This window comes from Agromyces sp. 3263 (assembly GCF_031456545.1).
GTDB lineage: Bacteria > Actinomycetota > Actinomycetes > Actinomycetales > Microbacteriaceae > Agromyces.
Window position 1 is genome coordinate 831,227 of sequence record NZ_JAVDUV010000002.1, and the last position, 25,311, is coordinate 856,537.

The window sequence follows — 25,311 nt, forward strand, 5'->3', positions numbered from 1 at the left end:
GTCACCGTCTGCGCCGGCGACGCCGCCGTCGCGCCCTCGAGCTCGGGTGCGGGTTGGGTGATCTCGGTGGTCGACGTCACGGGGTCTCCCTCTTCACGTGGTGGTCGGGTGCGGTCGGCACCACTGTTTCGCCGGCTCGGAGCGTGCCGCAAACGTCGTCACGCCGCGTGACGCACCGTGAAGCGATGTGGCGATTGCGACGGCGGATGACGCGCCGAATCGGTCGCCCGAAGGCGCCGGATGAAGGGATGTTGCGATCGGCGGCGTCCTGTGACGAAGCCTGTTGCACGGCTGCCCGGCCCCGCCGAGAGTGGCCGCTATGACACGACGAACCACCATCGCCCTCGCCCTCGACGGCGCCGGCTGGCACCCGGCCGCGTGGCGCGACCCCTCGGCCCGGCCGGCCGAGCTGTTCAGCCCCGGCTACTGGATCGAGCTCGCACGCACGGCCGAACGCGCCGGCGTCGACTTCCTCACCATCGAGGACGCCCTCGGCGTGCAGTCCTCCTCGTTCTGGGGCGTCGACGACCGTGTCGACCAGGTGCGCGGCCGGCCCGACGCGCTGCTCATCGCCTCCCTCATCGCGCCGTCCACGAGCCGGATCGGGCTCGTGCCCACGGTGACCACGACCCATACCGAGCCGTTCCACGTCGCGACCGGCCTGCAGACGCTCGACTTCGCGAGCCGCGGCCGGGCCGGCTGGCGGGTGCAGGTGTCGGGGGCGGCGCACGAGGCCCGCCACTTCGGCCGGCGCGAGATCGCCCCGCTCGACCACGACGCCGTGCGCCGCGGCGACTCGGCCGTCGTGCGCGAGCTCTTCGACGAGGCGCGCGACGTCGTCGAGGTGGTGCGCCGGCTCTGGGACAGCTGGGAGGACGACGCGATCATCCGGGATGCCGCCACGGCCCGCTTCGTCGACCGCGACAAGCTGCACTACGCCGACTTCGAGGGCGAGCGCTTCTCGGTCAAGGGCCCCTCGATCACGCCGCGCTCCCCGCAGGGCCAGCCCCTCGTCACCGCGCTCGCGCACCAGACGATCCCCTACGAGCTCGCCGCGACGAGCGCCGACGTCGTCTTCGTCACGCCGCACGACGACGTGCAGGCGGCCTCGATCCTCGCCGAGGTGCGCGACGCCGAGTCCCGCGTCGGCCGGGAGGACCGGCCGCTCTCGGTGCTCGCCGACGCCGTCGTGCTCCTCGAAGCGACCCCCGCGGGTGCCGCCGCCGCGCTCGGACGGCTCGACGCGTGGCACGGCGCGCCCGCGGCATCCGACGCCCTCATCTTCGCGGGCACGCCCGAAGCACTGGTGGAGCAGATCGACGCGTGGACCGCGCTCGGCTACGACGGCGTCCGCCTGCGCCCCGCCCGCCTCACCCGCGACCTCGACCAGCTCGCCGAGTGGGTGCTCCCCGCCTACGACCGAGCGGATGCCGCGGGCACGACCCTGCGCGAGCGCCTCGGCTTCGAGCGCCCCGCCAACCGCTACGCCGTGGAGGAGACCGCAGCATGAGCACGACACCCCGCCAGGTGCACCTGGCCGCCCACTTCCCAGGCGTCAACAACACCACCGTGTGGAGCGACCCGCTGCAGCGCAGCCAGATCGACTTCAGCGCCTTCGAGCACTTCGCCCGCACCGCCGAGCGGGGCCGGTTCGACTACCTGTTCCTCGCCGAGGGGCTGCGGCTGCGCGAGCACAAGGGACTCATCCACGACCTGGACGTCGTCGGACGGCCGAACACCCTCGCGGTGCTCGCGGCCCTGGCCGCCGTGACCCGGCACATCGGGCTCGTGGGCACCCTGAGCGCCACGTTCAACGAGCCCTACGAGCTCGCACGCCAGCTCGCGACGCTCGACCACCTGTCGAACGGACGCGCCGGCTGGAACGTCGTGACGAGCTCGGACGCGTTCCACGGCGCGAACTTCCGCCGCGGCGGCTTCCTCGACCACGCCGACCGCTACACCCGGGCATCCGAGTTCGTCAGCCTCGCGAAGGAGCTGTGGGACAGCTGGTCGCCCGACGCGATCGTGGCCGACCGGGCGAGCGGACGGTTCCTCGCCGACGACGGGATCGAGCCGTTCGCGCACCGCGGTCCGCAGTTCGACGTGGCCGGCCGGTTCAACGTGCCGCGCAGCCCGCAGGGCTATCCGGTGATCGTGCAGGCGGGCGACTCGGCCGACGGCCGCGACTTCGCCGCCGAGCATGCCGAGGTCATCTTCTCGCGGCACAGCGCGTTCGAGGAGGCGCAGCAGTTCTACCGCGACGTGAAGGGCCGGCTCGCCGGCCGCGGCCGCACCGAGGACTCGCTGAAGATCCTGCCGGCCGTCACCTTCGCGCTCGGCGACACCGAGGCCGAGGCGGCCGAGCGCGCCCGCGAGGACGCGCTCGCGCAGGTCGGCCCGAAGACCGCCATCACCGTGCTCGAGCAGGTCTGGGGCGTCGACCTCTCCGACCGTGACCCCGACGGCCCGCTGCCGGAGTTCGACCCCGATCCCGATGCCTCGATCACCAAGGGCTGGGCGCCGCGCTACCCCAACGCCGTGCAGATCGCCCAGGGGTGGCGGGCACGGTCCGAGGCCGAGGGGCTCAGCATCCGCGAGCTCGTCATCGCGGTCGCGGGACGCCAGTCGTTCGTCGGCACGCCGGCCACCGTCGCCGCGGAGCTCGACCGCTACGTGCAGGAGCGGGCCACCGACGGGTTCGTCATCGTCGGCACCACGTCGCCGCACGGCCTCGACGAGTTCGTCGAGCGGGTCATCCCCGAGCTGCAGGACCGCGGCGTGTACCGCACCGAGTACGAGGAGGGCGCCACCCTGCGCCGCACGCTCGGACTCCCGGAGCCGACCGAGCTCGCCGAGGAGGTGCGTCGTGTCGGCTGAGACGACGGATGCCGCGGGCCGAGGGTCGCTCGCGAGGCGCGTGCCGCTCGCGGTGCTCGACCTCGTGCCCATCGCGGCGGGTTCGACCGCCGGCGAGGCGCTGCGCAATTCGATCGACCTCGCCCGGCGAGCGGAGGCGTTCGGGTACGCGCGCTACTGGCTCGCCGAGCACCACCTGAATACGGGGGTCGCCGGATCGGCGCCGCACACGCTGCTCGGCATCATCGCGGGCGCGACCGAGCACATCCGCGTCGGCACGGCCGCCACGATCCTCGGCAACTACGAGCCGCTGCAGGTCGCCGAGGCACTCGGCACGGTCGCGTCGATCTGGCCGGAGCGGGTCGACCTCGGGCTCGGGCGGTCGGGGTTCCCGCCACCGTCCGCGTCCGGCGAGGCGTCCGCCGCGCCGGGGGCGCCCGCGGCACCCGCGGCCCCGTCGGCAGCGGCATCCGGTGTCGAATCGAACCGCGTCGTCGACGGCCTCGTCGTGCCGCCGGTGCGCCCCTTCGCCTTCGATCGGGCGCGCTTCGCGCTGCAGGGCCGCCTGCTCGGGCGGGAGGCCGGCGACGCCGCGCGCTTCGCCGACAGCGTCGACGACCTGCTCGCGTTCTTCGGCGGCGGCTACGTCGGCGACGGCATCCCCGTGACCGTGCAGCCCGCCGAGGGCAGTGGCGTGCAGGTGTGGATCCACGGCTCGACGGCGGGCGAGAGCGCCCGCATCGCCGGCCGCCTGGGCCTGCGGTACGGCGCCAACTACCACGTCGCCCCCAGCGGCGTGATCGAGTCGCTCGCCGAGTACCGCGCGCACTTCCGGCCGTCCGCCGAGCTCGATCGCCCGCACACCATCGTGTCGGTCGACGTGGTCGTCGCGGAGACGGATGCCGAGGCACGGCGCCTGGCCGCCGGCTACGCCGAGTGGGTGCTCTCCATCCGCGAGGGACAGGGCGCGGTGCCGTACCCGAGCCCCGACCATGCCCTGCCCGACGCCGAGCTCGGAGCCATCGAGCGCGCCGCCGTGCAGGACCGGCTCGACACCCGCTTCGTCGGCTCGCCCGAGACCGTCGTCGGCCTGCTCGAGACGCTGCAGCGCGTCACGGGCGCCGACGAGCTGCTCGTCACGACCATCACCCACGACCACGAGGCGCGGGTCGCGTCGTACCGGCTGCTCGCGGAGGCGTGGTCGCGGTCGGATGCCGCGGGCGACGGCGGTGGCGCGGGCGAATCCCCCGTGGATACGGACGCGGACGCTGGCACCGCCCACACCGACGCCGACTCGGACGCCGACTCGATCCTCGCGAGCGCATGACGGGGGGCGCCGCCGCGCACGGCATCCGCGTGGGTGCGGCGCCCACCCGGCCGAGCTCGCTGTTCCTCGACTCGGCGGCGGCCGAGGCGGAGCGGCGGGCGGCCGTCGCCGCGCCGATCGTCTCGTCGCACGCGGGAGCGCCCGAGCACGTGCGAGCGGCGATCGGCGCGGCGGTCGACCGAGCGGCGCCCGCGCTCGGCGACCTCGCCGCGCGCATCTTCGAGCTCGCCGAGCCCGGGTTCGCCGAGTCGGCGAGCGTGGCGGCGATCCGGGACCTGCTGGCGTGCGAGGGCCTCGACGCCGAGGTCGGCGTGCACGGCCTCCCGACGGCGTTCCTCGCCGAGGCGCCCGGCACGAGCGACGGCCCCACCGTGGTGCTGCTGGCCGAGTACGACGCGCTCCCGGGCGTCGGGCACGCCTGCGGCCACCAGCTCATCGCCGCGGCCTCCGTCGGCGCCTTCCTCGCCCTCGCCGACGCCCGACGCGCGCTGCCGCCCGGCACGCTGCCCGGCCGGATCCTGCTCATGGGCACGCCCGCCGAGGAGGGCGGCAACGGCAAGGAGCTGCTCGCCCGGGCCGGCGCGTTCGACGGCGTCGACGCGGCCGTGATGGCGCATCCGTTCGGCGCCGACGTCGCCGATCCGCCGTTCATCGGTCGCCGCATCGTGCGGATCGTCTACCACGGGGTCGCCGCGCACGCGTCGGCGGCACCGTGGCAGGGCCGCAACGCGCTCGACGCGGCCACGCTGCACTACCAGGCGATCGGCTTGCTGCGGCAGCACCTCGCACCGGGCGATCGCATCCACGGCGTGTTCGTCGACGGCGGCGAGCGCCCCAACGTCGTGCCCGAGCGCGCGGAGCTCGAGTACTACGTGCGCTCGCACGCCGCGGACACGCTCCGCGAGCTGTCGGCTCGGGTGGACGACGTCGCGCACGGCATCGCGTTGGCCACCGGCACGGGCGTCGAGGTGACCTGGGATCCGCAGCCGTTCAGCCTGCCGATCCGGCACAATGCCCCGCTCGCAGCACGGTGGGCGCTGGCGCAGGGCGAACGGGGGCGCATCGTGCGGCGGGCGGCCGACGCGCCGTCCCATCAGTCGGCGTCGACCGACTTCGGCAACGTGAGCGTGCGGGTGCCGGGCATCCACCCCGTGATCCGGGTCGCACCGCCCGACGTCAGCCTGCACACGCGCGAGTTCGCCGCGTATGCCGGCGCACCGGAGGCGATCACGGCCGTGACGGATGCCGCGTACGGCCTCGCGACGACGCTTGCCGACGTCCTCGTCGACGACGGGCTGCTGGCCGCCGTGCGCGCCGACTTCGCGGCGCAGGGCGGCGTGCTGGACGTCGAGGGCTACTTCGCCTGACTCCCCGGCGTCGACGCCCCCATCTCGGGACGGGCGCGACGCACCATGCGGATCTCGCGGACGCCCTCGTCGACCTGCGCCACGCCGTCGGGGACGAAGCCGTGCTTCCGATAGAACGCCTGCGCGCGCGGGTTCGGGTCGGCGACCCAGAGCGCGGCGGACTCGCGCGGGTCGATCACCGCGTCGAGCAGGGCGGCGCCGGCACCCGATCCGTGCTCGGCTGCGATGACGTAGAGCACGGAGAGGTGGCTGGTCCAGCCCGGCTCGGGCGGATCCGGCGGACCGGCGAGCGCGACCCCGATCAGCTCGCCGTCGCGTTCGGCCACGGCGGCGCGGCTCGCGCGGTAGCGCTCATCGGTCAGCACGGCGACCCAGAACCGCTCCCGGAACCCGATCAGACCGGGGTCGTCGAGCACCTCGTCGCGCATGAGCCCGCGATACGTCTCCTGCCACGACCGCACGAGCACGCGCGCCATACCGGCGGCGTCCTCGACGCGGGCCGCACGTACCGCCAACGGGGAGTCCATGGCCAGACCCTACCGACTCCGGCGCTCGACGGGGACGCCGCGCGGCATCCGTCAGCTCGCGGCGATGAGCGCCTGCGGCGCAGCCTGCTTCATGCGCGTCTGCAGCCAGTGGAGCTGCACGTCCACCTCCTGCTGGCAGGTGTTCACGACCCCGAGGAGCTCCTCGTCGCGCAGCGCCTCGGCGGCCTGCTTCACCATCGTCCAGGTGACCTCGGCGAGGCTCGCGAGCAGGTAGAGGTCCTGCAGGTCGCGCAGCAGGCCGAGCGGTCCGGTGCGCGTCGTGCGGAGGCCGTCGGCGTGCAGCCGTTCGGGCTCGTCGTCGCTCGGCGCCGCGCCATACCGCTCGACGATCGGCGCGAGCTGCTCGCGGTGCCCGTCGCACTGCTCGGCGAGCGTGAGGCACAGGAGGTGCACGTCGGGTTCGTCCCCGTGGCCCTCGGCGACCTGGCGGAACGACTCGGCCAGGGTGCGCTCCGACTCCCGGAGCAGTGACAGGTACACGGGAAGCTTCATCGCACGCCCTTCGCTCGGTTCACGCGCACGGCGGCGGTCTTGAACACCGGCTGCTTCGAGACGGGGTCCCACTCCGTGATCGTGAGCTCGTTGGCGGCCGTCGGATGCCGCTCCTCGGCGCCCTCGGGCGCGTCCCAGTAGCCGTAGTGGAAGGGCGCGAACACCGTGCCGGGCCGGATGCCGGTCACGCGGAGCGGCGCCACGATGCGCCCCCGACGCGAGCGCACCTCGACGACGTCGCCGTCGGCGAACCCGTGCTCCGCGGCATCCGGAGCGGCCATCTCGACCCAGACGTGGGGTGCGGCCGCCTGGAGCTCGGGCGTGCGACCCGTCTTCGTGCGGGTGTGGAAGTGGTAGACCGAGCGTCCGGTAGTGAATCGGAACGGGTACTCCCGGTCGGGCGGCTCATGGGGCCCCGTGTAGGCCGCCGACTTCAGGAACGCGCGGCCGTCGGGTCGCATGGCCGAGTACGCCTGCGGGTCGACCTCCGCGCCCGTGGCCAGGTCGTGCCCGTAGTCCTCGCAGTACTCGGGGTGCGTCGGGAACTCGGCATCGGCGTAGAGCCGTTCGGTGCTCGTCGCCTGCCCCTCGGCGCGCGGCCAGCGGATTCCGCTCTCGCGACGCAGGTCGTCGTAGGAGATGCCCGTGTAGTCGCAGGGCCGACCGCGCGAGCACTCCTGCCAGGCGCGATACGCGTCCTCGGGCGCGGACCAGTCGAGCAACGGCCGCCCGTCGTCGCGCCGGAAGTCCATGCGGCGCGAGTAGTCGAGGAAGATCTCGAAGTCGGAGCGCGCCTCGCCCGGCGGGTCGACGGCCTGCTCCGAGAGGTGCACGGTGCGCTCCGCGTTCGTGAAGGTGCCCGTCTTCTCACCCCACCCGGCCGCGGGCAGCACGACGTCGGCGAGCGCGGCGGTCTCGGTGAGGTAGAGGTCCTGCACGACGACGAAGGTCTCGGGCTTCGTGAGGATCTCGCGGATGCGCGCGAGTTGCGGCAGCGACACCGCCGGATTCGTCGCCGAGATCCAGAGGAACCGGATCGAGCCCTGCTCGACGTAGCGGAACAGCTGCATCGCGTGCGTCGGCGGCGCCCAGTGCGGGATGACTCGCGGATCGACGCCCCAGAGCTTCGCCAACTGCGCGACGTGGTCGGGATTGTGCCAGTTGCGGAACCCCGGCAGGTCGCCGTCGGCGCCGCACTCGCGGTTGTTCTGCGCGGTCGGCTGCCCGTTCATCTGCAGCACCCCGGCGCCCGGCCGGCCGAGCATGCCGCGAAGCAGGTGCAGGTTGTTCACCTGGCACGAGGACGCGGTCGCCTGGGCCGACTGGTAGAAGCCCTGCAGCACCGTGGAGAGCACGCGTTCGGACGTGCCGAAGATGCGTGCGGCCGCACGGATGTCGGATGCCGCGACGCCGCACGTTTCGGCGGCGCGCTCGGGCGTCCACTCCCTGACGTGCTTCGCCAGGTCGCTGAACCCCACCGTGTGCTCGGCGACGTAGTCGTCGTCGGTCCACCCGTTGACGAGGATCTCGCGCACGAGCGCGTGCATCAGTGCGAGGTTCGTGCCGGGGTTCACCGCGAGGTGCACGGTCGCGCGCTCGGCGACCGGCGTCTCACGGGGGTCGACCACCACGAGCTTCGGCGGCTCGGGGCCGTCGAGGCGGTCGAGCACCCGCGACCACAGCACGGTCTGCGTGGCCGCCATGTTGTGTCCGTAGAGGAAGAGCGCGTCGCACTCGTCGATGTCCGCGTAGCATCCCGGCTGGCCGTCGGCGCCGAACGACTCCTTCAGCGATGACGCGGCGGTCGCGGTGCACAGCCTCGTGTTGCCGTCCATGTGCGGTGTGCCGATGCCGGCCTTGCCGATGATGCCCAGTGCGTAGTACTCCTCGAGGAAGAGCTGCCCGCTCGTGTAGAAGCCGTGGCTGAGCGGGCCGACCTCGTCGAGCAGGGCGCGGCTGCGCTCCACGACGAGGCTCATCGCCTCGTCCCAGCTCGCCGGCACGAGCTCGCCGTCGCGGCGTACCAAGGGTGTGGTGAGCCGGTCCCGCGCCTCGAGCCCCTGCCAGCTGGCGTAGAGGCCCTTCGGACCGAGCCGGCCGTGGTTGACGTGGTCGTCGGCCCGGCCGCGGATGCCGACCATGCGGCCGTCCTTCACCGCGATGTCGCAGCCGCAGCCGTTGCTGCACAGCACGCACGCCGAGTGCACCCAGCGGTCGACGTCCCCCTCGGCCACCCCCTCGGCGAGCACCTGGTCGACGCGTTCGGGCCACCGCGCTCCGCGCTCGAAGGGCGTTCTCGATCCCCAGACGTCGTCGATGCGATCCGGGCGGTCGGATGCCGCGACGACCGTACCTTCTTCGGTCACGCGACGACTCTCCGCGCGGGCGCGATGACCGACAAGCCCCTTGACGGAACCCCCGCGCGGTGGTCGACAGGACCGGCGGGCACCGCGGACGAACACGACGGATGCCGCGCGGCCCCCGGCCACGCGGCATCCGTCGACGGATCGACTCGTCGGCCCTACTCGGACTTCGGCAGGCCGGGCGGGTTGATCTCGGACTCGTCGACCGCCTCGCTCGTGAGCGCCCACCGGTCGAGCACCTCCTGGTAGGTGCCGTCGTCGATGATCGACTGCAGCACGAGCTGCACCGGTTCGATGAGGCCGTTGCCCTTCGCCGTGCCCGCGGCGATCGGCGCCGTCTCGGGCCAGCCGCCGTTCAGCGTGCCGACGAGCTTCGTCTCACCGGTGGTGGCGGCGCGGTAGGCGGCGGTCGCGTTCGGGCCGAAGGTGGCGTCGACGCGGCCCGACGAGAGCGCGAGGTCGGATGCCGCCTGGTCGTCGTAGTAGACGAGCTCGGCGGGCTGCTCCCCTTCACCCTCGAGCTCCTCGTTCCACGCGAGCAGGATCTTCTCCTGGTTCGTGCCCGAGCCGACGACGATCTTCAGGCCCGAGATGTCCTCGGCGCTCGCGATCGAGTCGATGTCGCTGTCGGCCTTGACGTAGAAGCCGAGGAGGTCCTGGCGGTAGCTCGCGAAGTCGTAGAGCTCCTTGCGCTCCTCGGTCACCGTCACGTTCGAGGCGATGAGGTCGTACTTGCCCGACTGGATGCCGAGCGGCCAGTCGGCCCAGTTCACGGCCACCGGGTTGTACTCGAGGCCGAGGCCGTCGGCGATCAGCGAGCCGAAGTCCGCCTCGGTGCCGATCACGGTGGCGTCGTCATCGGAGGCGAGCACGCCGAGCGGCGCCGCGAACGGCGAGACCGCCACGGTGAGCTTGCCGGCCTCGATCGGCGTGAACCCGCTCTCCTCGAGGGCGTCGACGGCGGCCTGCACCGGCTCGATGGTGGGGCGGTCCTCGGCGTTCTGCGACGTCAGGTCGAACTGCGCCGCCTCCTGCACCTGCTCCTCGGTGCTGCCGGATGCCGCCGTCTCGGCCGCGGCGGAGTTGCCGGCGCTGACCGCCCAGACGATGCCGCCGCCGATGAGCGCGACGACCGCGACACCCGCGACGATCACTCCCACCTGCTTCTTGTTGATTGCCATGAGTGGACTCTCCTAGTGTTGTTCCGTCCGATAGCCGGGTCGGTGTCTCGGATCTCGCCCGGTGCGGCAGTGCGATGCCGCGCCGGGTTCTTCTCGCGGGGCTCGGGTTCTAGAGCACCTTCGCGAGGAAGTCGCGGGTGCGGCGCTGACGCGGGTTGCGGAGCACCTGCCCCGGGGTTCCCTGTTCGACGATCTCGCCGTGGTCGAGGAAGACGATGCGGTCGGCGACCTCGCGCGCGAACCCGATCTCGTGCGTGACGATCACGAGCGTGGTGCCATCGCGGGCGAGGCCGCGGATGACGTCGAGCACCTCGCCGACGAGCTCGGGGTCGAGGGCCGAGGTCGGCTCGTCGAAGAGGAGCACCTTCGGCGAGAGCGCGAGCGCCCTGGCGATGGCCACACGCTGCTGCTGTCCGCCGGAGAGCTGCCGCGGGTAGTGGTCGGCCTTGTCGGCGAGACCCACCCTGGCGAGGAGAGCCTCGGCGAGCGCCCGAGCGTCGGCCTTCGAGAGCCGCTTGTGGGCGAGCGGTGCCTCGATGATGTTCTCGATCGCCGTGAGGTGCGGGAAGAGGTTGAAGTTCTGGAAGACGAGCCCGACCTGCGTGCGCCGGCGGAGGATCTCGGCCTCGCGCAGCTCGTGCAGGGTGTCGCCCTTGCGCTCGTATCCGATGTACTGCCCGTCGACCGTGATCGAGCCGCGGTCGACGGTCTCGAGGTGGTTGATCGTGCGCAGCAGGGTCGACTTGCCCGATCCCGACGGCCCGATGAGGGCGACGACCTGCCCGGGTTCGATCGTGAGCGAGACGTCGCGCAGCACGAGGTTGGCGCCGTATGACTTCGACACGTCGGCGATGTCCACCCGCCCGACCGTGGCGGCCTTGCGAGTCGGCACGAAGTGCTCGTCGAACGACGGCGTGAGGGTCGTGGCGGCGGCCGTCGTCGTGGTCGTGCTGGTCATGCGGCACCTCCGGTGCGGGTCGTGGCGAGGGCGGGGTCAGTCGATACCGCGGGGTCGGCCGATGTCGCGGCGTCGGCGTCGGCGGGTGCCGGCGGGGTTCCCGCCGTCGGGGCGTCGCCGAGCCGCTGCCACTGCGTGCGCGTCCAGGCCTTCGCACGTTGCACGGGCGTGGGCGGCAGCTCGCGCACGGCGCCGCGGGCGAACCGCCGCTCCACGTAGTACTGCGCGATGGACAGGATGGTGGTGATGAGCGCGTACCAGACCACCGCGACGAGCAGCAGCGGGATGACCCGCTGGTTGCGGTTGTAGATGACCTGCACCGTGTAGAACAGCTCGGGCAGCGCCACGATGAAGACGACCGACGTGCCCTTCACGAGCCCGATGATCTCGTTGAACGCGTTCGGCACGATGGCGCGCGCGGCCTGCGGCAGCGTGATGCGGAAGAACCGGATGCGGCGGGGCAGGCCGAGCGCGCCGGCCGCCTCGAGCTGCCCTTGGTCGACCGAGAGGATGCCCGCCCGGATGATCTCGGCCGAGTAGGCGGCCTGGTGCAGGGAGAGGCCGATCGTCGCGGCGGCGAACGCGCTGATCAGCGTGGTCGTGGGGAACTCGACGAGCCAGAAGTCGGTCGTGAACGGGGTGCCGAGCCCCAGCGTGGGATAGAGGTAGCCGAGGTTGTACCAGACGAGGATCTGCACGACGAGCGGCACCGACCGGAAGAACCAGATGTACCACCAGGCCGCGCCGTTGAGCAGCGGCGACTTCGACAGGCGGAACACGGCGAGCACCGCGCCGAGCACGAAGCCGATGACGCCCGACACCGCGGTGAGGGCGAGGGTCAGCCAGAGGCCGTTGATCACCGAGGGGGCGAAGAAGTACTCGGCGAACACGTCCCACTGCCACTGCGGGTTCGAGGCGAGCGACCACAGGAACTGCAGGATGACGAACGCGACGACGGCCGAGAGCGCCCAGCGTCCCCAGTGCTTCACGGGCACGACGCGCAGGCCCGCGTCGATGCGACCGCCCGACGTGTCGACGGGCGTGGAGCCGGCAGCGCCTGCCGCCGGCGCGTCCGCCGCGGCGACGACCGGAGCAGGCTCGATCGTGCCGGATGACGGCGCCGGCGCGGCATCCGTGACGGCTGCGGCATCCGGAGCCGTGGTCTCGGAGCGGCGGCGGGCGAGGATGCGACTCATGCGCGGACTCCTTCGGTGACGAGCGACTTGTCGAACGCGTGGATGCCGATCTGCTCGGCTGGCAGGGACGGGTCGAACCTCGGCGTGTAGCCGCTCGCCAGGTAGAGCGCCACCGCCTCGGGCTGCCGGGGACCGGTCGTGAGCGTGACGGCCGTGTAGCCGCGGTGCCTCGCGGCGGCCTCGAGCTCGGCGACGACCCGCCGGCCGAGGCCGCGGCCGCGGTGGTCGGGGTGGGTCCAGACCCGCTTGAGCTCGGCGGTCCGGTCGTCGTAGCGCTTGAACGCGCCGCCGGCGACGGGCTCGCCGTCCTCGAGGATCACGAGGAATGCGCCGTACGGCGGTGCGAAGTCCGACGCCGGGTAGCGGTTCAGCTCGGCGCTGGCACGCTCGCCGAAGAACTCGCCGTAGCGGCCGTCGTACTCCCGCTCGAGGTCGGCGAGCAGGGGCTTCGCCAACGCGTCGTCCGCGCTCACGTACCGCACGCTCAACTGGGTGGTCATCGCTCGCTCCGTCCTCTTCGGTTCGATCCGGCCGCCGTGACGGGGCCGGTATCTCGAAGCTAGGGAGCGCCGCAGAGCCGGGCAACGCGGTGTTTCACGGGGCGACCGAAAGCGTCACCCCGCGTCATCACCAGGTGGCGATCGCCGCGATTCCGGGCCTCGGCGGTCACAACATGACGAATTCCGTCGCCGGCATGTGTCGAACTCCTACGCGCGACGGCTCGACGTCGGCGTCGAGCCCGGCCGCGACGACTCAGACGAGGTCGCGGGCGTAGCAGTGCGAGAAGCTGATCGCGTCGTAGGGCGGGTAGACCGGGATGGGGCGGTAGCCGAGCCACTCGTAGAGGCGCACGGCCTCGGGCTGGCGGTGGCCCGTCTGCAGGATGAGCCGGGTGCCGCCCTGCTCGACGACGAGGCGCTCGATCTCGGTGATGAGGGCTCGCGAGACGCCCCGCCCGCGGAACTCGGGCAGGGTCACCACGCGCTTCAGCTCCCACTCGTCGCCGAGTCTCCGAAGCGCCGCGTGCCCCGCCGGCACACCGTCGACCGTGGCCATGAGCGTCGCGACGAGGTCGTCGGGATCGATGGCCAGCGCCCTCGAGACGGCGGCGCGCGCGTCGGGATCGAATCCGGCGACATCGCCGGCGTAGCGCGGGCCGATCTCGTCGTCCATGGCGGCACGAAGGGCGACCGCCCGCGGGTCGTGCCAGTCGACGCGCTCGAGCTCGACGGCATCGGTGCGGGACTCGGCGAGGGGGCGGCGGTCGATCATGCGTGCTCCAGGTCAGGTGGCGGCGAAGCGGCCGAGGCGGAAGACACCCGGCGCCGGGCGCCCATCGGCGAGGTCGGCGAGGACGCGGCCGACCGCGGGAGTGAACTTGAATCCGTGCCCCGAGAAGCCCGCGCCGACGGCGACTGGGCCCGACGCGTCGAGCACGAACGTCGAATCGGGCGTCGTCGTGTAGGTGCAGCTGATCGGCGCGGCGACCTCGGCGTCGACGCCGGGCAGCCATTCGCGGGCGTAGCGACGCAGCGCCGCGAACTGCACCGGCTCGGCTTCGTAGTCGCGCAGGTCGGGATCGACGACCGGGCCGACGCCGTGCCATCCGGCCTTCACGCCCTCGCCGGGCGTGAGCATGCCGTAGGTGCCCGAGTACCACCACTCGTCACCGGGACCCGGGTGGTGGTTGAAGCCGGGCCACGTGATCGTGTCGTCGCGCATGGCGAAGTGTGCCGGCTGCTCCTGGGTGACGACGAGCCGCGGCAGGTCGACGAGGCCCCCGAGCAGCTTCGAGGTCCAGCCGCCGACGGCCACCACGGCCCGGCGGGCGGTGATCGTTCCGCGATCGGTCTCGACCTGCACGCGGTCGTCGTCGAGCACGCGGATGCCGCGGGCGGGCGTCTCGTGGCGCACGTCGGCGCCGCGCGCGGCCGCAGCCGCCTGCAACGCCCGTACCGCGGCATCCGCGTCGAGGCGCCCCGCCGTCGGCAGGTGCAGCGCCGTCGTCGTGAAGCGGATGCCGCCCCAGCGGCGCTGCGCCTCATCGGGCGGGAGGAGTTCGTTGGGGATGCCGACGGCGGTGAGCGCGGCGCGCACCTCGTCGTGGCCGGGGTTGTGGCCATGGTCGACGAGGCCGACCTGATCGAGGACCGGCGTGCCCGTCTCGGCCTCGAGCTCGCGCCACGCCAGCTGCGATTCGAGGAGCATGGCGACGTGAGTGGGCTCGGCGTAGGCGAGGTTGAAGTTGCGCGAGGCGCCGTGCGACGCCCCGTGCCGGTGGCCGGGGGCGAAGCGCTCGAGGAGGGTGACCTGCCGGCCGCGTCGCGCGAGGTTCCACGCCGCGGAGGAGCCCATCGCTCCCCCGCCGATGACGACGATCTCGGTGTCGAGTGCGGTCACGAGGCGATGCCGAGCTCGTCGTCGTGACTCGGGGCCTCGTCCGCGGCATCCACGTCGATCGTGAATGCGAGCAGCCGGAACCGGCGGCCGCCGTCGACGATCTCGCGCTCGCGGTCGTGCAGCCGGGTGAAGCCGAGCTTCGCGTAGAGCGCGTGCGCGCCGACCATCTGCGGGCCGCTGTTCATGACCACCCGGTCGAGTCGGCGCTGCCTCGCCAACTCGATCACGTGCCGGGTGAGCCGCGCCCCCACGCCCCGTCCGCGCGCCGACGGGTCGACGGCGAGGAGCCGGAAGTCGAGCTCGCCGGGTCGCGCGAGCGGCGAGATCGTGCGGCCGGGCCGGGGCGTGGCCACGGCGCCGAGCAGCGCGCCCGACGCGGCATCCGCGGCGACCCACACCTCGTGCTCCGCGGCGCGCTCGGCGACGGCGAGGATCGAGGCGCGGTACTCGGCCGAGATCTCGTACTCGAGCTCGTACGCTCGCAGTGACAGGGCGGCGACCTCGTCGTACTCGTCGGGCCGCACGAGGCGCACGGCGAGCCCATCGGTCGGGTCGGACGCCGCACCGTGCGGCTGCTGGCTCTCGCTCATCGATCCACGATCCTACGGGCGACGCCTGACGCAGCGGTCACCGGGTCGCCCCGGATGCCGCGGACAGGCGGTCGTGCGGCGCGGTCGCCGACTCCACGGCCGCCGCGGCGTCCGCCTCGACCCCGCCGCTGACCGCAGGACGCAGGGCATAGGGATCGCCCGGTCCCCAGAGCGTGCTCGGGAACTCCCGGCGAGCGACCGGGGCGACCTCGGCGGCGAAGCGCTCGACGAGGTCGACCTGCTGCTCGACCGGCAGGGTGGTGGGCAGGCTGATCGACTGCAGGTCGTGCCCGAGCGCCTCGTGGAAGCGGCCGATCTTGTCGATGACCTGCTGCGGGCTGCCGACGAGCGCGGGCCCCTCGGCGATGGCGTGGTCGATGTCGCGGAATGGGGAGTTGTTGCCCGGCACGTTCGTCGCGGCGACGAGCGCCTCGTAGACCGGGCCGTACAGCTCCCTGGCCTGCTGGGTGGTGTCGGCGATGAACAACGCTCCGGCGCCGGCCCCCACGTAGGCGAACCGCGGGTCGTGCCCGTGGCGTGCGCGCTCGTCGCGGTAGTGCTGCACGAGCACCGCGTAGTTGCGGAGCGGCTGGATCGCGTTCGCGCTGAACAGCGGGTCGCCCCAGCGCGCCGCGAGCGCCGCCGAGGCGAGCGTGGTCGCCGATCCGTGCCACACCCGCGGCGCGCCGGCGTACGGGCGCGGCAGCGTCGTGGTGCCCCGCTGTGCGCGCGTGTACGGCGTGGCCTCCCAGTCGACGTCGGTCTCCCGCCAGAGCCTGCGGAGCAGGGCGTAGCGGTCGGCGAGCAGCTCCCACTGGTCGTCGATCTCCAGACCGAACAGGGGGAACTGCGCCGCCTCGTTGCCCTTGCCGATCGTGAGCTCGAGCCGGCCGCGCGAGAGCTGGTCGATGGTGGCATAGTCCTCGGCCACGCGCACGGGGTCGAGCACCGACAGCACGGTCACCCCCGTCTGCAGGCGGATCGTCGAGGTGACCGCGGCGATGGCGCCGAGCAGCACGGTCGGCGACGACGAGAGGAATCGCCCCGCGTGCCGCTCGCCCACCGCGAAGGCGTCGAAGCCGAGCCGCTCGGCCCGGCGGGCGAACTCGACGGTCTGGTCGAGCCGCTCGGCCGGGCTGACGAGCCGCCCGGTGACCGGGTTCTGCACGTAGGGGACGATGTCGAGGATCTGGAAGCGCATGGGGTCTCCGGTTCTGGCGCGTCGATGGTCGGATGCTGCGGGCGGGGCGGCGCCGATCAGGCGACGTTGCGCTCGACGGGCGTCTTCTCCCCCGCCTCGATGCCGATCGGCAGCCGGTTCCCGGCGGGCGGCAGCGGGCAGGTGGCGTGGTCGGTGTACGCGCAGGGCAGGTTCACCGCCCGGTTGAAGTCGAGCACGACCGAGCCGTCGGCGTCGGGAGCCTCGATCTCGAGCGAGCGGTTCGCCGCGTAGGTCGTGAGCCCGCTCGTGGCATCCGTGAAGAGCACCTGCAGCGTGCCGGGCGCATGGCCGTTGAACGCCGTGAGCCGGAAGGTCTCGCCGCGCAGCTCGAACTCGACCTCGCCCGGCACCTCGTAGACGTGCTGCAGGCCCTCGGCGGCCGAACCGACGGTGACCTCGCGCGGCGTTGCGGCGGGAATGAGCCGGCCGCGCGCGATCCAACGCGGGTTGGGCAGGTAGGTGGGCGTGCCCGTGAAGCGGGCGAGGTAGGGGTGCTTCGGGTCGCGGGGACGCACGATGTCACGGCCGCCGCGGCGGGCGACCTCGATCGCGAGCTCGCCCGAGCGCACCACGACGCCGCCGCGCTCGGCGATGGGGCCGAAGGCGTGGCGACCCTCGAGGCGGGTGCCGTCGGCCACCTCGAGCGACTCACCCGGGGCGAGCTCGACGACCGGCCCCGCGGCATCCGTGGACCAGGTGCCCGGCACGTCGTCGATGTGCTGCGGCGTCTCGTCGAGCCAGTGGATCGCGGTCACGGCCAGGAAGCCGTGCGGGTCGGCGCGGCGGGCCTCGTGGTCGCGGTGCCACTGCTCCCACTCGCGGGCGAAGGCGGCACGGTCCAAGGTGGCGGTGTCGGTGGTGGCGGCGTCGGTGGTGGCGGCTGCATCGGTGATCGTCATGTCGCCACTGTCACGCTCCCGCGAGCACTTCGCCAGCGGTGTCGTCACCATTCGCCACCGATCGCAACACCGAGTCACGTTCGGGGGCGGCGGACGCCGCATCCGCGCTCCCGCCGTCGAATTCCGCGGCTCGGGCCGCCTCGACGATGCGGAGCGCGCGGGGCCCGTGGATACGGGCGTACCAGTGCAGCAGGTCGGTCATGATGCCTCCGATCGAGGTGAGGGTGGCGGGCCTCCGCCGGATGGCTGGCCACGATAGGCGCGCCGCCGAGGGGCGGCGACGGATGCCGCAACACGCGGACACGCGGCGTCACGATGTGACCGCGGGTGACCCCACGCGTCGCGACGCGATTGCCCGGATGCCGCGGCGCGCTCAGGATGGGCCGCATGTCTGAGCCCGATGCGCACGACCACTTCGCCGACGCGGCCCTCGCCCACGAGGGCTTCGCCACCCAGCAGGTGCACGCCGGCGAGCACGCCGACGCAGCCTTCGGCGCGCGCATCATGCCGATCTACCTGAGCGCCGGATTCCGCTTCGACGATTTCGCGCATGCGCGAGAGCGCTTCGCCGGCGACGACGGCGGCTATGTCTACACGCGGGCGGGCAACCCCTCGAACGCCGCCCTCGAACGGCGGCTCGCCGCGATCGAGCGCGGGCGCGACGCGATCGTCCTCGCGAGCGGGCAGGCGGCGCTGACCGTGGCCGTGCTCGGCATCGCGCAGGCCGGCGACCACGTGCTGTCGGCGCAGACCGTCTACTCGGGCACCCGCAGCCTCTTCACCCAGGGATTCGGCCGGTTCGGCATCGAGGTCGAGTTCGTCGACGACCCGGCCGACCTCGACGAGTGGCGCCGCCGCATCCGCCCGAACACGCGGGCGATCTACGCCGAGTCGATCGCGAACCCCACCGGCGAGGTCATCGACCTGCGCGGCGTGGCGGGGGTCGCCCAGGCGGCCGGCGTGCCGTTCCTCGTCGACAACACGCTCGCGACGCCCTACCTCGTGCGGCCCATCGAGCACGGCGCCGACCTCGTGGTGCACTCGGCGAGCAAGTTCCTCTCGGGGCACGGCGCGGCGCTGGGCGGCGTGATCGTCGACGCAGGCACGTTCGACTGGTCGGCGCGTCCTGATGCCTTCCCGCACCTGCACCTGCCCGACACCGGGCTGCAGGGCCGCAGCTACCTCGGCGCGCACGGCGACGGCGCCTACACCGCGTACCTCCGCGGCGTCACGGCCGCGCTGTTCGGGCCGGTGCTCTCGCCGTTCAACGCGTTCCTCATCCAGCAGGGCGTCGAGACGCTCTCGTTGCGCGTGCAGCGCCAGTCGTCCACGGCCGCCGCGATCGCCGCCTGGCTGGAGGAGCAGCCCGAGGTGCTGGTCGTCAACTACCCGGGCCTCCGTTCGAGCCCGTCGTTCGAGCTGGCGCAGCGGTACCTGCCGCGCGGGCAGGGAGCGGTGCTGTCGTTCGTGCTGGCCGGCGGCGAGGCATCCGTCGCGCCCTTCTACGACGCCGTCGAGCTGTTCAGCCGCATGAGCCACATCGGCGACACGAGGTCGCTCATCCTCCACCCCGCGACGACGACGCACGCGCACCTCGACGCCGGCACACGCGCCAAGGGCCGCATCTCGTCGGGGCTGCTGCGACTGTCGATCGGGCTCGAAGAGCCGGAGGACCTCGTGCGGGACCTCGAACGCGGGTTCGCGGCGCTGCGCGCCGTCGCGGCATCCGTCACCGCATCGCCCGCGACCGCGACGGCGGGCGCCACGGCATCGGTCACCGCATCGCCCGTCCGTGCATCGACGGTCTCCGACCTCGCGACGGATGCCGCATCCCGCGCCGTGCTCGAAGGGAGCGCACGATGACCCGGCCGCAGCACTTCGGATGGTTCTTCTCCCGGGGCTTCGGGCCGCAGGGCTGGGGACACCCGCACTGGGACTGGGACTACCGCTGGACCGAGCCGAAGCTCTACCAGCAGTCGGTGCGCGAGCTCGAGCAGGCGGGCCTCGACCTCGTCATCATCGAGGACGGTCCGTCGATCGGCACGCCCGAGACGGTCGAGCTGCGGGTGCGCAAGGCGTACGGCGGACCGAAGCACGATCCGGTCGCGCTGACGCCCTACCTGCTCGCCGCGACCGAGCACCTCGGCATCGCCCCCACGGTCAACGCGGGGATCTGGCCGCCATACCTCGCGGCCCGGCAGTTCGCGTCGCTGCACCACCTGAGCGGGCACCGCGTCGGGATCAACGTGGTGACGGATGTCTCGAGCACGCGCCACACGGGCACGCCGCCCGTGACGCACGACCAGGCGTACGACCGCGCGAGCGAGTGGCTCGCCGCGGTGCGCGGCCTCTGGCACAGCTGGGATGACGGCGCCCTCGTGGCGGATGCCGCGACCGGCCGCTTCGCCGACGGCTCGAAGATCCGCGAGACCCGCTTCGAGGGCGAGTACTTCGACGTGACCGGACCGCTCAACGCCATCCCGTTCACCGAGGGCGACCCGGCGATCGTCTCCCCCGGCGGCTCCCCCAAGGGACTCGCGTTCGCCGGCACCCACTCGGACGTGCAGCTCGCGTACGCGCCGCTCGACCTCGACGTCGTGCGCGCCTACCGGCAGAAGATCATCGACGCGGCCGTCGCGCACGGGCGCGCGGCGAACGCCGTGAAGACCCTGTTCGTGTTCAAGCCCGAGATCGTGTCGAGCGAGGAGGAGGTCGACCGGGTGGTGCGCGCGTCCCTCGATCCGTCGGACGCGACGCTCGCCGCGATCCTCGAGGGCCAGTCGAGCGACCTCGAGACCGACCTCACCGGGCTGCCCCTCGACCGCCCCCTCGACCCGGGTGTCTTCGGTGACCACGTGTCGCAGGGCAGCATCAAGGGCCTCCTCGGCAAGACCGCCGCGTCGTTCGCGGATGCCACGCTGCGCGAGCTCCTCGTCGCGAAGGCCCGCAAGGGCCGCATCGCCGACCACGCGGGCTTCGTGGGCACGGCCGAGCAGGTCGCCGACTTCATCGAGGAGTTCGGCGAGGAGGCCGACAACGACGGCTTCATCTTCTCGGGCGACCTGCACCCGGTCACGGTGCACCGGTACCTCGACGAGCTCGTGCCGATCCTGCGCCGGCGCGGCGTGCTGCGCCGGGAGTACGGGGGCGGGGGCATCCAGGGCAACCTGCGCGACTTCTGATCGGCGCCGAGGCGCGGCCAGGGGCGCTGGGCGGATTCACGCCATGTCGCCCATTCGCCACAGTCGTCGATTGACCCTAGAACGGGGGCACTGGGAGATTCGGACCGAGTTCGAGGAGCCCCGGGGCCTGCAGCTCCCACTCCGCGCTCACACCGGTGTCCGGCATGGGCGCCGGTGCTCTCCCAGCGTCGAGGAGCACGATGAGCACACGCAGGAAGCTGGTCGGGGCCGCGTCAGCGGCACTGATCTCCGCCGCCATGATGATGGCGCCGATCGGGACGGCCGCGGCCTCTCCGGCAGCGCCACCCGACCGGGGATCGTCGACGACGCCCGACCCGAACGGTCCGTTCGCGGCGGGCCGTCCGGGCGCCGTGGGGCCACGTGACGGATCGGCGGGAATCGACACCCGGTCGGCCGGCGATCCCGGGCTCTACGATCCCGCCGCCGACCCCGGCTTCCACCCCCTCGACTCCACCGGCTCCTCCGACGATGCCGCCGAGAAGCTCGGCGCGGCCGACACCCGGCTGCTGCAGCAGGCGCAGGTCGACGAGACTGACACCGTCACGGTCATGATCCTCGCTCGCAAGGGCGCCGCCGACGAGGTCGTCGCGGCCGTGCGCAAGGCCGGCGGCACCGTCGGCTCCGTCACCGAGAAGCTGGGCTACGTGCGCGCCACCGTGCCCACCGACCGCGTCTCCGACCTGGCCGGGCGGTCCGACGTGAAGGCGATCGACCTGAACCGCACCTATCGCGTCCCCGCGCCGGGAACGGGCGCGGAGGTCGCCCTGCAGCCCTCGTCCTTCGAGGCCGGGCCGAGCGCGCCCGACGCGACGACCCCCGCCGCCAATCCCTACCTGCCCATCGGCGAGACCGGCGCCGCCGAGTTCGTCGCGGCCCATCCCGAATGGGACGGGCGCGGCACCGTCGTGGGCGTGCTCGACACGGGCGTCGACGTGGGTCACCCGGCCCTGCAGACGACCAGCGACGGCAAGCCGAAGATCATCGACTGGGTCACCGCGACCGATCCGATCCAGGACGGCGACGGCAGCTGGATCGAGATGACGACGGAGAAGACCGGACCGTCGTTCCGCTCGGGCGGCGCGGAATGGACGGCACCCGCGGGCGACTTCCGCTTCGCCCGGTTCTACGAGTACGCGACCTCGGGCAGCGACTTCGGCGGCGACCTCGATCGCAACGGCGACATCTGGGACTCGTTCGGCGTGCTCTACGAGCCGTCGACCCACAAGATCTGGGTCGACGCCGACAACGACCAGGACTTCACCGACGCTCCGGCCATGTCGCCGTACGGCATCGACCGTTCGGTGGGCCACTTCGGCGCGGACGACCCCTCGACCGCCGAGAACGAGGAGGTGCCGTTCGTCGTGGAGTACCGCGACGACGTCGACCTCACGCCGCTCGGCGACGGTCGCGACGGTCAGACCGGCACGTTCGTCAACATCGGCCTCCCGGCCGCCGCGCACGGCACCCACGTCGCCGGCATCGTCGCGGCGACGTCCATGTTCGGCGGCGAGATGCACGGCGCCGCGCCCGGAGCCCAGATCGTCTCCTCGCGAGCCTGCACCTTCCAGGGCGGCTGCACCCAGGCGGCCCTCACCGAGGGCATGATCGACCTGGTCATGAACCGCGGCGTCGACGTGGTGAACCTGTCGATCGGCGGCCTGCCGGCCCTCAACGACGGGTCGGACGTCATCGCCGACCTCTACGACCAGCTCATCGACGCCTACGGCGTGCAGATCATCGTCGCGGCCGGCAACGACGGCCTCGGCACCAACACCGTGAGCTCGCCGTCGGTGGCCGGAAAGGCCATCTCGGTCGCGGCATCCGTCAGCTCGTCGACGTGGTGGGCCGACTACGGGGCCCGGGTGACGGCCGAGCAGGGCATCTTCGGCTTCTCCTCGCGCGGTCCCGCCGAGGACGGCGGGCTCGCACCGCAGCTCTCCGCCCCGGGCGCGGCGGTCTCCACCATTCCGATGTGGCTGTCCGGCCAGGCGGTCCCCGAGACGGGATACGCGCTGCCCGCCGGCTACGGCATGTTCAACGGCACCTCGATGGCGGCGCCGCAGGTCGCCGGCTCGGCCGCACTGCTGCTCTCCGCAGCGAAGGCCGGCACCGTGCCGGTCTCGCCGGCCGCACTGAAGACCGCCCTCACGGGAACCGCCCGCCAGATCGCCGGGGTCCCGACGACGGCGCAGGGCGCCGGCATCATCGACACGGTCGCCGCGTGGAAGCAGCTGGCCAAGAAGGTCGCGGTCAACGCACTGGACGTCGCCGCTCCCGTGTGCAGCTCGCTGTCGCATCTCCTCGAGACGCCGCACACCGGCCCCGGTGCGTACAACCGCTGCCTGCCCGGCGAGGGCGGGCAGCTGACCGGCGAGGAGCAGACGTACAAGGTGGCCGTCACCCGCACGAGCGGTGCCGCCGGCAACGTCGTCCATCGCATCGGCTGGATCGGCAACGACGGAACGTTCAATGCACGTGGCAGCCTGCCCCTGAAGAAGGACAAGGCCGCCACGGTGACGGTCACCGCGAACGCGGCGACCTCGGGCCTGCACAGCGCGATCATGACGATCGACGACCCGGCGACCGTCGGCATCGACGAGTTCGTCTCGGTCGCCGTGCTCGCGACCACGCCGCTGGAGCGTCCCGACTTCGCGGTGACCGGTTCGGGCACGCTGCCGCGGGGCGGCAGCACGTCGCTGCTCGTGCCGGTCCCCGAGGGGGTCGAAGCGCTGCAGATGACGCTCGACGGCGTCGCCGACGGCAGCCAGGTGCGCATCCTGCCCATCGATCCCGACGGCATGCCCGCGGACTCGAACGCGAGCGACCACTGCTACACCGCCTCCACCGATCCCTCCGGGTGCGACGCCGCCGCACGGGCGGTGTATCGCCCCAAGGCCGGCATCTGGGAGTTCGTCATCGAGGCGCGCCGCACCTCGGGCACGGACGCGAACTCGTACACCGCAGCGGTCTCGCTGCAGGGCATGAGCGTCGAGCCCGGATCGACCACGCTCGACTCCGTGACGATGAACGAGCCGACCGATGTCAGCATGGCGGGCACGAACACCTTCGCTCCCGTCGACGCGCACGTCACGACCGGCGAGGTCGGCACCGTGGCCAACCTGTTCTCCACCGTGGCGCAGGGCGAGGTCACGGCCAATCAGCTCTACGTCCCGCGCGAGACGACGCGGCTCGATGTCACGCTCACGCCCCGCGAGGAGGCCGACCTGGACTTCTTCGTGTACTTCGCCGGGAGCCCCATCGGCCAGGGGACGGCGACCGCGGACTCGCCGGCGCGCATCGTCGTCGACGATCCCCAGCCCGGGACGTACTACATCGTGGTGGCGGGAGTCAGCGTCGCCGGAGACGGCGTGACGTTCGACTACCACCAGGAGATGTACTCGAAGGGGCAGGGCACCGTCACGCCGAAGTCGGACGCGACGTACGGCCTGTCCTCGGGCGAGTCCATGCCGGTCGACGGAGCACTGATCGTCACCGCGCGCCAGCTCACCGGTGAACCGATGGTCGGCCGGGTCCGCGTCGCCAACGAGTACGGCACGATCATCGGCGCGGCGAGCGTCGCCGTCACCACGGTGGACGTGCCCCAACTCGACGTCGTCAGCTGGGCGCCGCCGTTCGTCGGAGCCGGGCTGACCGATGACGGCGTCGTCGCCGGTGATCGGCAGTACGAGGCGCGGATGACTCCGACGACCTGGACCGCGGACGGCGGCTTCGTGAACCTGGAGGTCCAGGAGGACGGCTACGGTTCGGCGCTCGGGATCAACGAGGAGCACACGGCCGTCGGCGTCGTCACCGGCGACGACGGCGGGTTCATCCCCGCGCAGTGGTCGGCCGACGGCTCGCTCACGCGGATCGGCACACCCGACTGGCGGTCCTATTCCGGCGGCTACGCCACCGGCGTGAACGACGAGGGCATCGCGATCGGCTTCGCCGAACTCACGGAGCAGGACTCCGACGGGCTCTGGCACGCCTACAGCGATGGGTTCTCGCGCACGTCCGACGGCACCTTCCACAAGCTGGACCACCTGTCGACGTCCACGTCGGGCACCCAGCCGCGCGCGATCAACGGCGCGGGCACGGTCGTGGGGCAATCGCTCGACGCCGACCATGCGCCTCGTGCCGTGCGGTGGGATGCCGCGACGGGAGCCGTGAGCGATCTCGGCACCCTTCCGGGGCAGTCGTCCGCGGTGGCACTGGACGTCAACGCGAGCGGCACTGTGGTCGGCGTGAGCGGTGACGACGCGTTCGTCTGGAGCGAGGCGGGCGGCATGACGCGCCTGGCCGACTACGGGTACGACGCGGCCGCGGAGAAGGTGAGCGACGACGGGTGGGTCCTCGGTTCGATCGAGCTCGCCCCGTACTTCCCCGTCTCGGCGATGTGGGATCCGCAGGGCCGGCTCTGGGACCTGTCGGGCATGGTGCCGGTCGCCGAGGGCGACTGGTTCCTGGCGACGTATGGCTTCGACCTCAACGACGTGCACCAGCTGATGCTGTACGGCGAGGGCGGGCCCGAGGGCGCACCGTCCAGCTCGGTGCTGCTCAGCATCCCGGCCGCGCTGCGCGACTAGCGCTCCGCCGGGAGCACATCGACGGCGTCCCGTCGGGCCGGTTCAGCACCGGTTCGGCGGGACGCCGTCGTTCGCGCGTCGGCATTCGCGGCGCTCCCGGTTCTCGAATCCCCGAGCGTCGCG

At 72.6% G+C, this 25,311-nt stretch carries 20 protein-coding genes; 7 read left to right on the top strand and 13 right to left on the bottom strand.

Going from position 1 to position 25,311, the window contains the following annotated elements; translation table 11 throughout:
* Positions 1-319 precede the first annotated feature (319 nt).
* Genes J2X63_RS17210 through J2X63_RS17225 form a run of 4 tightly spaced genes read left to right on the top strand, consistent with a single transcriptional unit; the run spans position 320 to position 5,550 of the window.
* Entirely contained in the window at positions 320-1,510 is a 1,191-nt protein-coding gene (locus J2X63_RS17210) for an LLM class flavin-dependent oxidoreductase (RefSeq protein WP_309979476.1), read from the top strand.
* Positions 1,507-2,877, top strand: a complete 1,371-nt coding sequence (locus tag J2X63_RS17215) for an NtaA/DmoA family FMN-dependent monooxygenase (protein WP_309979478.1) — start codon at positions 1,507-1,509, stop codon at positions 2,875-2,877. Before J2X63_RS17210 ends, J2X63_RS17215 begins: the two co-directional genes overlap by 4 nt.
* Positions 2,867-4,183, top strand: a complete 1,317-nt coding sequence (locus J2X63_RS17220) for an LLM class flavin-dependent oxidoreductase (protein WP_309979480.1) — start codon at positions 2,867-2,869, stop codon at positions 4,181-4,183. Before J2X63_RS17215 ends, J2X63_RS17220 begins: the two co-directional genes overlap by 11 nt.
* Positions 4,180-5,550: a M20 family metallopeptidase gene (locus J2X63_RS17225; RefSeq protein WP_309979482.1), complete on the top strand. Its 1,371-nt coding sequence runs from the start codon at positions 4,180-4,182 to the stop codon at positions 5,548-5,550. Before J2X63_RS17220 ends, J2X63_RS17225 begins: the two co-directional genes overlap by 4 nt.
* On the opposite strand, the gene J2X63_RS17230 is transcribed toward J2X63_RS17225, so the two are convergent.
* The 13 genes from J2X63_RS17230 to J2X63_RS17290 form a co-directional block, all read right to left on the bottom strand.
* Entirely contained in the window at positions 5,538-6,077 is a 540-nt protein-coding gene (locus J2X63_RS17230) for a GNAT family N-acetyltransferase (protein ID WP_309979484.1), read from the bottom strand. The two genes, J2X63_RS17225 and J2X63_RS17230, sit on opposite strands and share 13 nt — an antisense overlap.
* 51 nt (positions 6,078-6,128) lie before the next feature.
* The gene (locus J2X63_RS17235; protein WP_309979487.1) at positions 6,129-6,590 is read right to left on the bottom strand and encodes a hypothetical protein; all 462 of its coding nucleotides are present in this window, start codon (positions 6,588-6,590) and stop codon (positions 6,129-6,131) included.
* Complete coding sequence (locus J2X63_RS17240) at positions 6,587-8,956, bottom strand: nitrate reductase (RefSeq protein WP_309979489.1); 2,370 nt, start codon at positions 8,954-8,956, stop codon at positions 6,587-6,589. Before J2X63_RS17240 ends, J2X63_RS17235 begins: the two co-directional genes overlap by 4 nt.
* Positions 8,957-9,111: 155 nt before the next feature.
* Entirely contained in the window at positions 9,112-10,134 is a 1,023-nt protein-coding gene (locus J2X63_RS17245) for an ABC transporter substrate-binding protein (protein ID WP_309979491.1), read from the bottom strand.
* A 109-nt stretch (positions 10,135-10,243) separates the two neighbouring features.
* The gene (locus J2X63_RS17250; protein ID WP_309979493.1) at positions 10,244-11,092 is read right to left on the bottom strand and encodes an amino acid ABC transporter ATP-binding protein; all 849 of its coding nucleotides are present in this window, start codon (positions 11,090-11,092) and stop codon (positions 10,244-10,246) included.
* Entirely contained in the window at positions 11,089-12,288 is a 1,200-nt protein-coding gene (locus J2X63_RS17255; RefSeq protein ID WP_309979495.1) for an amino acid ABC transporter permease, read from the bottom strand. Before J2X63_RS17255 ends, J2X63_RS17250 begins: the two co-directional genes overlap by 4 nt.
* The gene (locus J2X63_RS17260; RefSeq protein ID WP_396133180.1) at positions 12,285-12,863 is read right to left on the bottom strand and encodes a GNAT family N-acetyltransferase; all 579 of its coding nucleotides are present in this window, start codon (positions 12,861-12,863) and stop codon (positions 12,285-12,287) included. The genes J2X63_RS17255 and J2X63_RS17260 overlap by 4 nt, the downstream gene beginning before the upstream one ends.
* Before the next feature lie 178 nt (positions 12,864-13,041).
* Positions 13,042-13,560: a GNAT family N-acetyltransferase gene (locus J2X63_RS17265; RefSeq protein ID WP_309979497.1), complete on the bottom strand. Its 519-nt coding sequence runs from the start codon at positions 13,558-13,560 to the stop codon at positions 13,042-13,044.
* A 12-nt stretch (positions 13,561-13,572) separates the two neighbouring features.
* Positions 13,573-14,688, bottom strand: a complete 1,116-nt coding sequence (locus J2X63_RS17270) for an FAD-dependent oxidoreductase (protein WP_309979499.1) — start codon at positions 14,686-14,688, stop codon at positions 13,573-13,575.
* The gene (locus J2X63_RS17275) at positions 14,685-15,278 is read right to left on the bottom strand and encodes a GNAT family N-acetyltransferase (protein WP_309979503.1); all 594 of its coding nucleotides are present in this window, start codon (positions 15,276-15,278) and stop codon (positions 14,685-14,687) included. Before J2X63_RS17275 ends, J2X63_RS17270 begins: the two co-directional genes overlap by 4 nt.
* Before the next feature lie 37 nt (positions 15,279-15,315).
* Positions 15,316-16,479, bottom strand: coding sequence for an LLM class flavin-dependent oxidoreductase (locus J2X63_RS17280; RefSeq protein WP_309979505.1), 1,164 nt, complete (start codon positions 16,477-16,479; stop codon positions 15,316-15,318).
* 56 nt (positions 16,480-16,535) lie between these two features.
* The gene (locus tag J2X63_RS17285) at positions 16,536-17,399 is read right to left on the bottom strand and encodes a DUF1684 domain-containing protein (protein WP_309979507.1); all 864 of its coding nucleotides are present in this window, start codon (positions 17,397-17,399) and stop codon (positions 16,536-16,538) included.
* Between the two features lie 10 nt (positions 17,400-17,409).
* A complete protein-coding gene (locus J2X63_RS17290; protein WP_309979510.1) occupies positions 17,410-17,601 on the bottom strand; it encodes a hypothetical protein in 192 nt (63 codons plus the stop codon).
* A gap of 185 nt (positions 17,602-17,786) precedes the next feature.
* On the opposite strand from J2X63_RS17290, the gene J2X63_RS17295 reads away from it, so the two are divergent.
* The 3 genes from J2X63_RS17295 (at position 17,787) to J2X63_RS17305 (ending at position 25,188) form a co-directional block, all read left to right on the top strand.
* Positions 17,787-19,262 carry an aminotransferase class I/II-fold pyridoxal phosphate-dependent enzyme gene (locus J2X63_RS17295; RefSeq protein WP_309979511.1) on the top strand — a complete coding sequence of 492 codons (1,476 nt, stop codon included), beginning with the start codon at positions 17,787-17,789 and terminating at the stop codon, positions 19,260-19,262.
* Entirely contained in the window at positions 19,259-20,581 is a 1,323-nt protein-coding gene (locus tag J2X63_RS17300) for an LLM class flavin-dependent oxidoreductase (RefSeq protein ID WP_309979513.1), read from the top strand. The genes J2X63_RS17295 and J2X63_RS17300 overlap by 4 nt, the downstream gene beginning before the upstream one ends.
* A 200-nt stretch (positions 20,582-20,781) precedes the next feature.
* The gene (locus J2X63_RS17305) at positions 20,782-25,188 is read left to right on the top strand and encodes a S8 family serine peptidase (RefSeq protein ID WP_309979515.1); all 4,407 of its coding nucleotides are present in this window, start codon (positions 20,782-20,784) and stop codon (positions 25,186-25,188) included.
* Positions 25,189-25,311 lie beyond the last annotated feature (123 nt).

Coding starts and splice junctions, on each gene's coding strand:
- J2X63_RS17210 (WP_309979476.1), top strand. CDS start 320: ATGACACGACGAACCACCATCGCCCTCGCCCTCGACGGCGCCGGCTGG.
- J2X63_RS17215 (WP_309979478.1), top strand. CDS start 1,507: ATGAGCACGACACCCCGCCAGGTGCACCTGGCCGCCCACTTCCCAGGC.
- J2X63_RS17225 (WP_309979482.1), top strand. CDS start 4,180: ATGACGGGGGGCGCCGCCGCGCACGGCATCCGCGTGGGTGCGGCGCCC.
- J2X63_RS17230 (WP_309979484.1), bottom strand. CDS start 6,077: ATGGACTCCCCGTTGGCGGTACGTGCGGCCCGCGTCGAGGACGCCGCC.
- J2X63_RS17235 (WP_309979487.1), bottom strand. CDS start 6,590: ATGAAGCTTCCCGTGTACCTGTCACTGCTCCGGGAGTCGGAGCGCACC.
- J2X63_RS17245 (WP_309979491.1), bottom strand. CDS start 10,134: ATGGCAATCAACAAGAAGCAGGTGGGAGTGATCGTCGCGGGTGTCGCG.
- J2X63_RS17250 (WP_309979493.1), bottom strand. CDS start 11,092: ATGACCAGCACGACCACGACGACGGCCGCCGCCACGACCCTCACGCCG.
- J2X63_RS17255 (WP_309979495.1), bottom strand. CDS start 12,288: ATGAGTCGCATCCTCGCCCGCCGCCGCTCCGAGACCACGGCTCCGGAT.
- J2X63_RS17265 (WP_309979497.1), bottom strand. CDS start 13,560: ATGATCGACCGCCGCCCCCTCGCCGAGTCCCGCACCGATGCCGTCGAG.
- J2X63_RS17275 (WP_309979503.1), bottom strand. CDS start 15,278: ATGAGCGAGAGCCAGCAGCCGCACGGTGCGGCGTCCGACCCGACCGAT.
- J2X63_RS17280 (WP_309979505.1), bottom strand. CDS start 16,479: ATGCGCTTCCAGATCCTCGACATCGTCCCCTACGTGCAGAACCCGGTC.
- J2X63_RS17285 (WP_309979507.1), bottom strand. CDS start 17,399: ATGACGATCACCGATGCAGCCGCCACCACCGACGCCGCCACCACCGAC.
- J2X63_RS17290 (WP_309979510.1), bottom strand. CDS start 17,601: ATGACCGACCTGCTGCACTGGTACGCCCGTATCCACGGGCCCCGCGCG.
- J2X63_RS17295 (WP_309979511.1), top strand. CDS start 17,787: ATGTCTGAGCCCGATGCGCACGACCACTTCGCCGACGCGGCCCTCGCC.
- J2X63_RS17300 (WP_309979513.1), top strand. CDS start 19,259: ATGACCCGGCCGCAGCACTTCGGATGGTTCTTCTCCCGGGGCTTCGGG.
- J2X63_RS17305 (WP_309979515.1), top strand. CDS start 20,782: ATGAGCACACGCAGGAAGCTGGTCGGGGCCGCGTCAGCGGCACTGATC.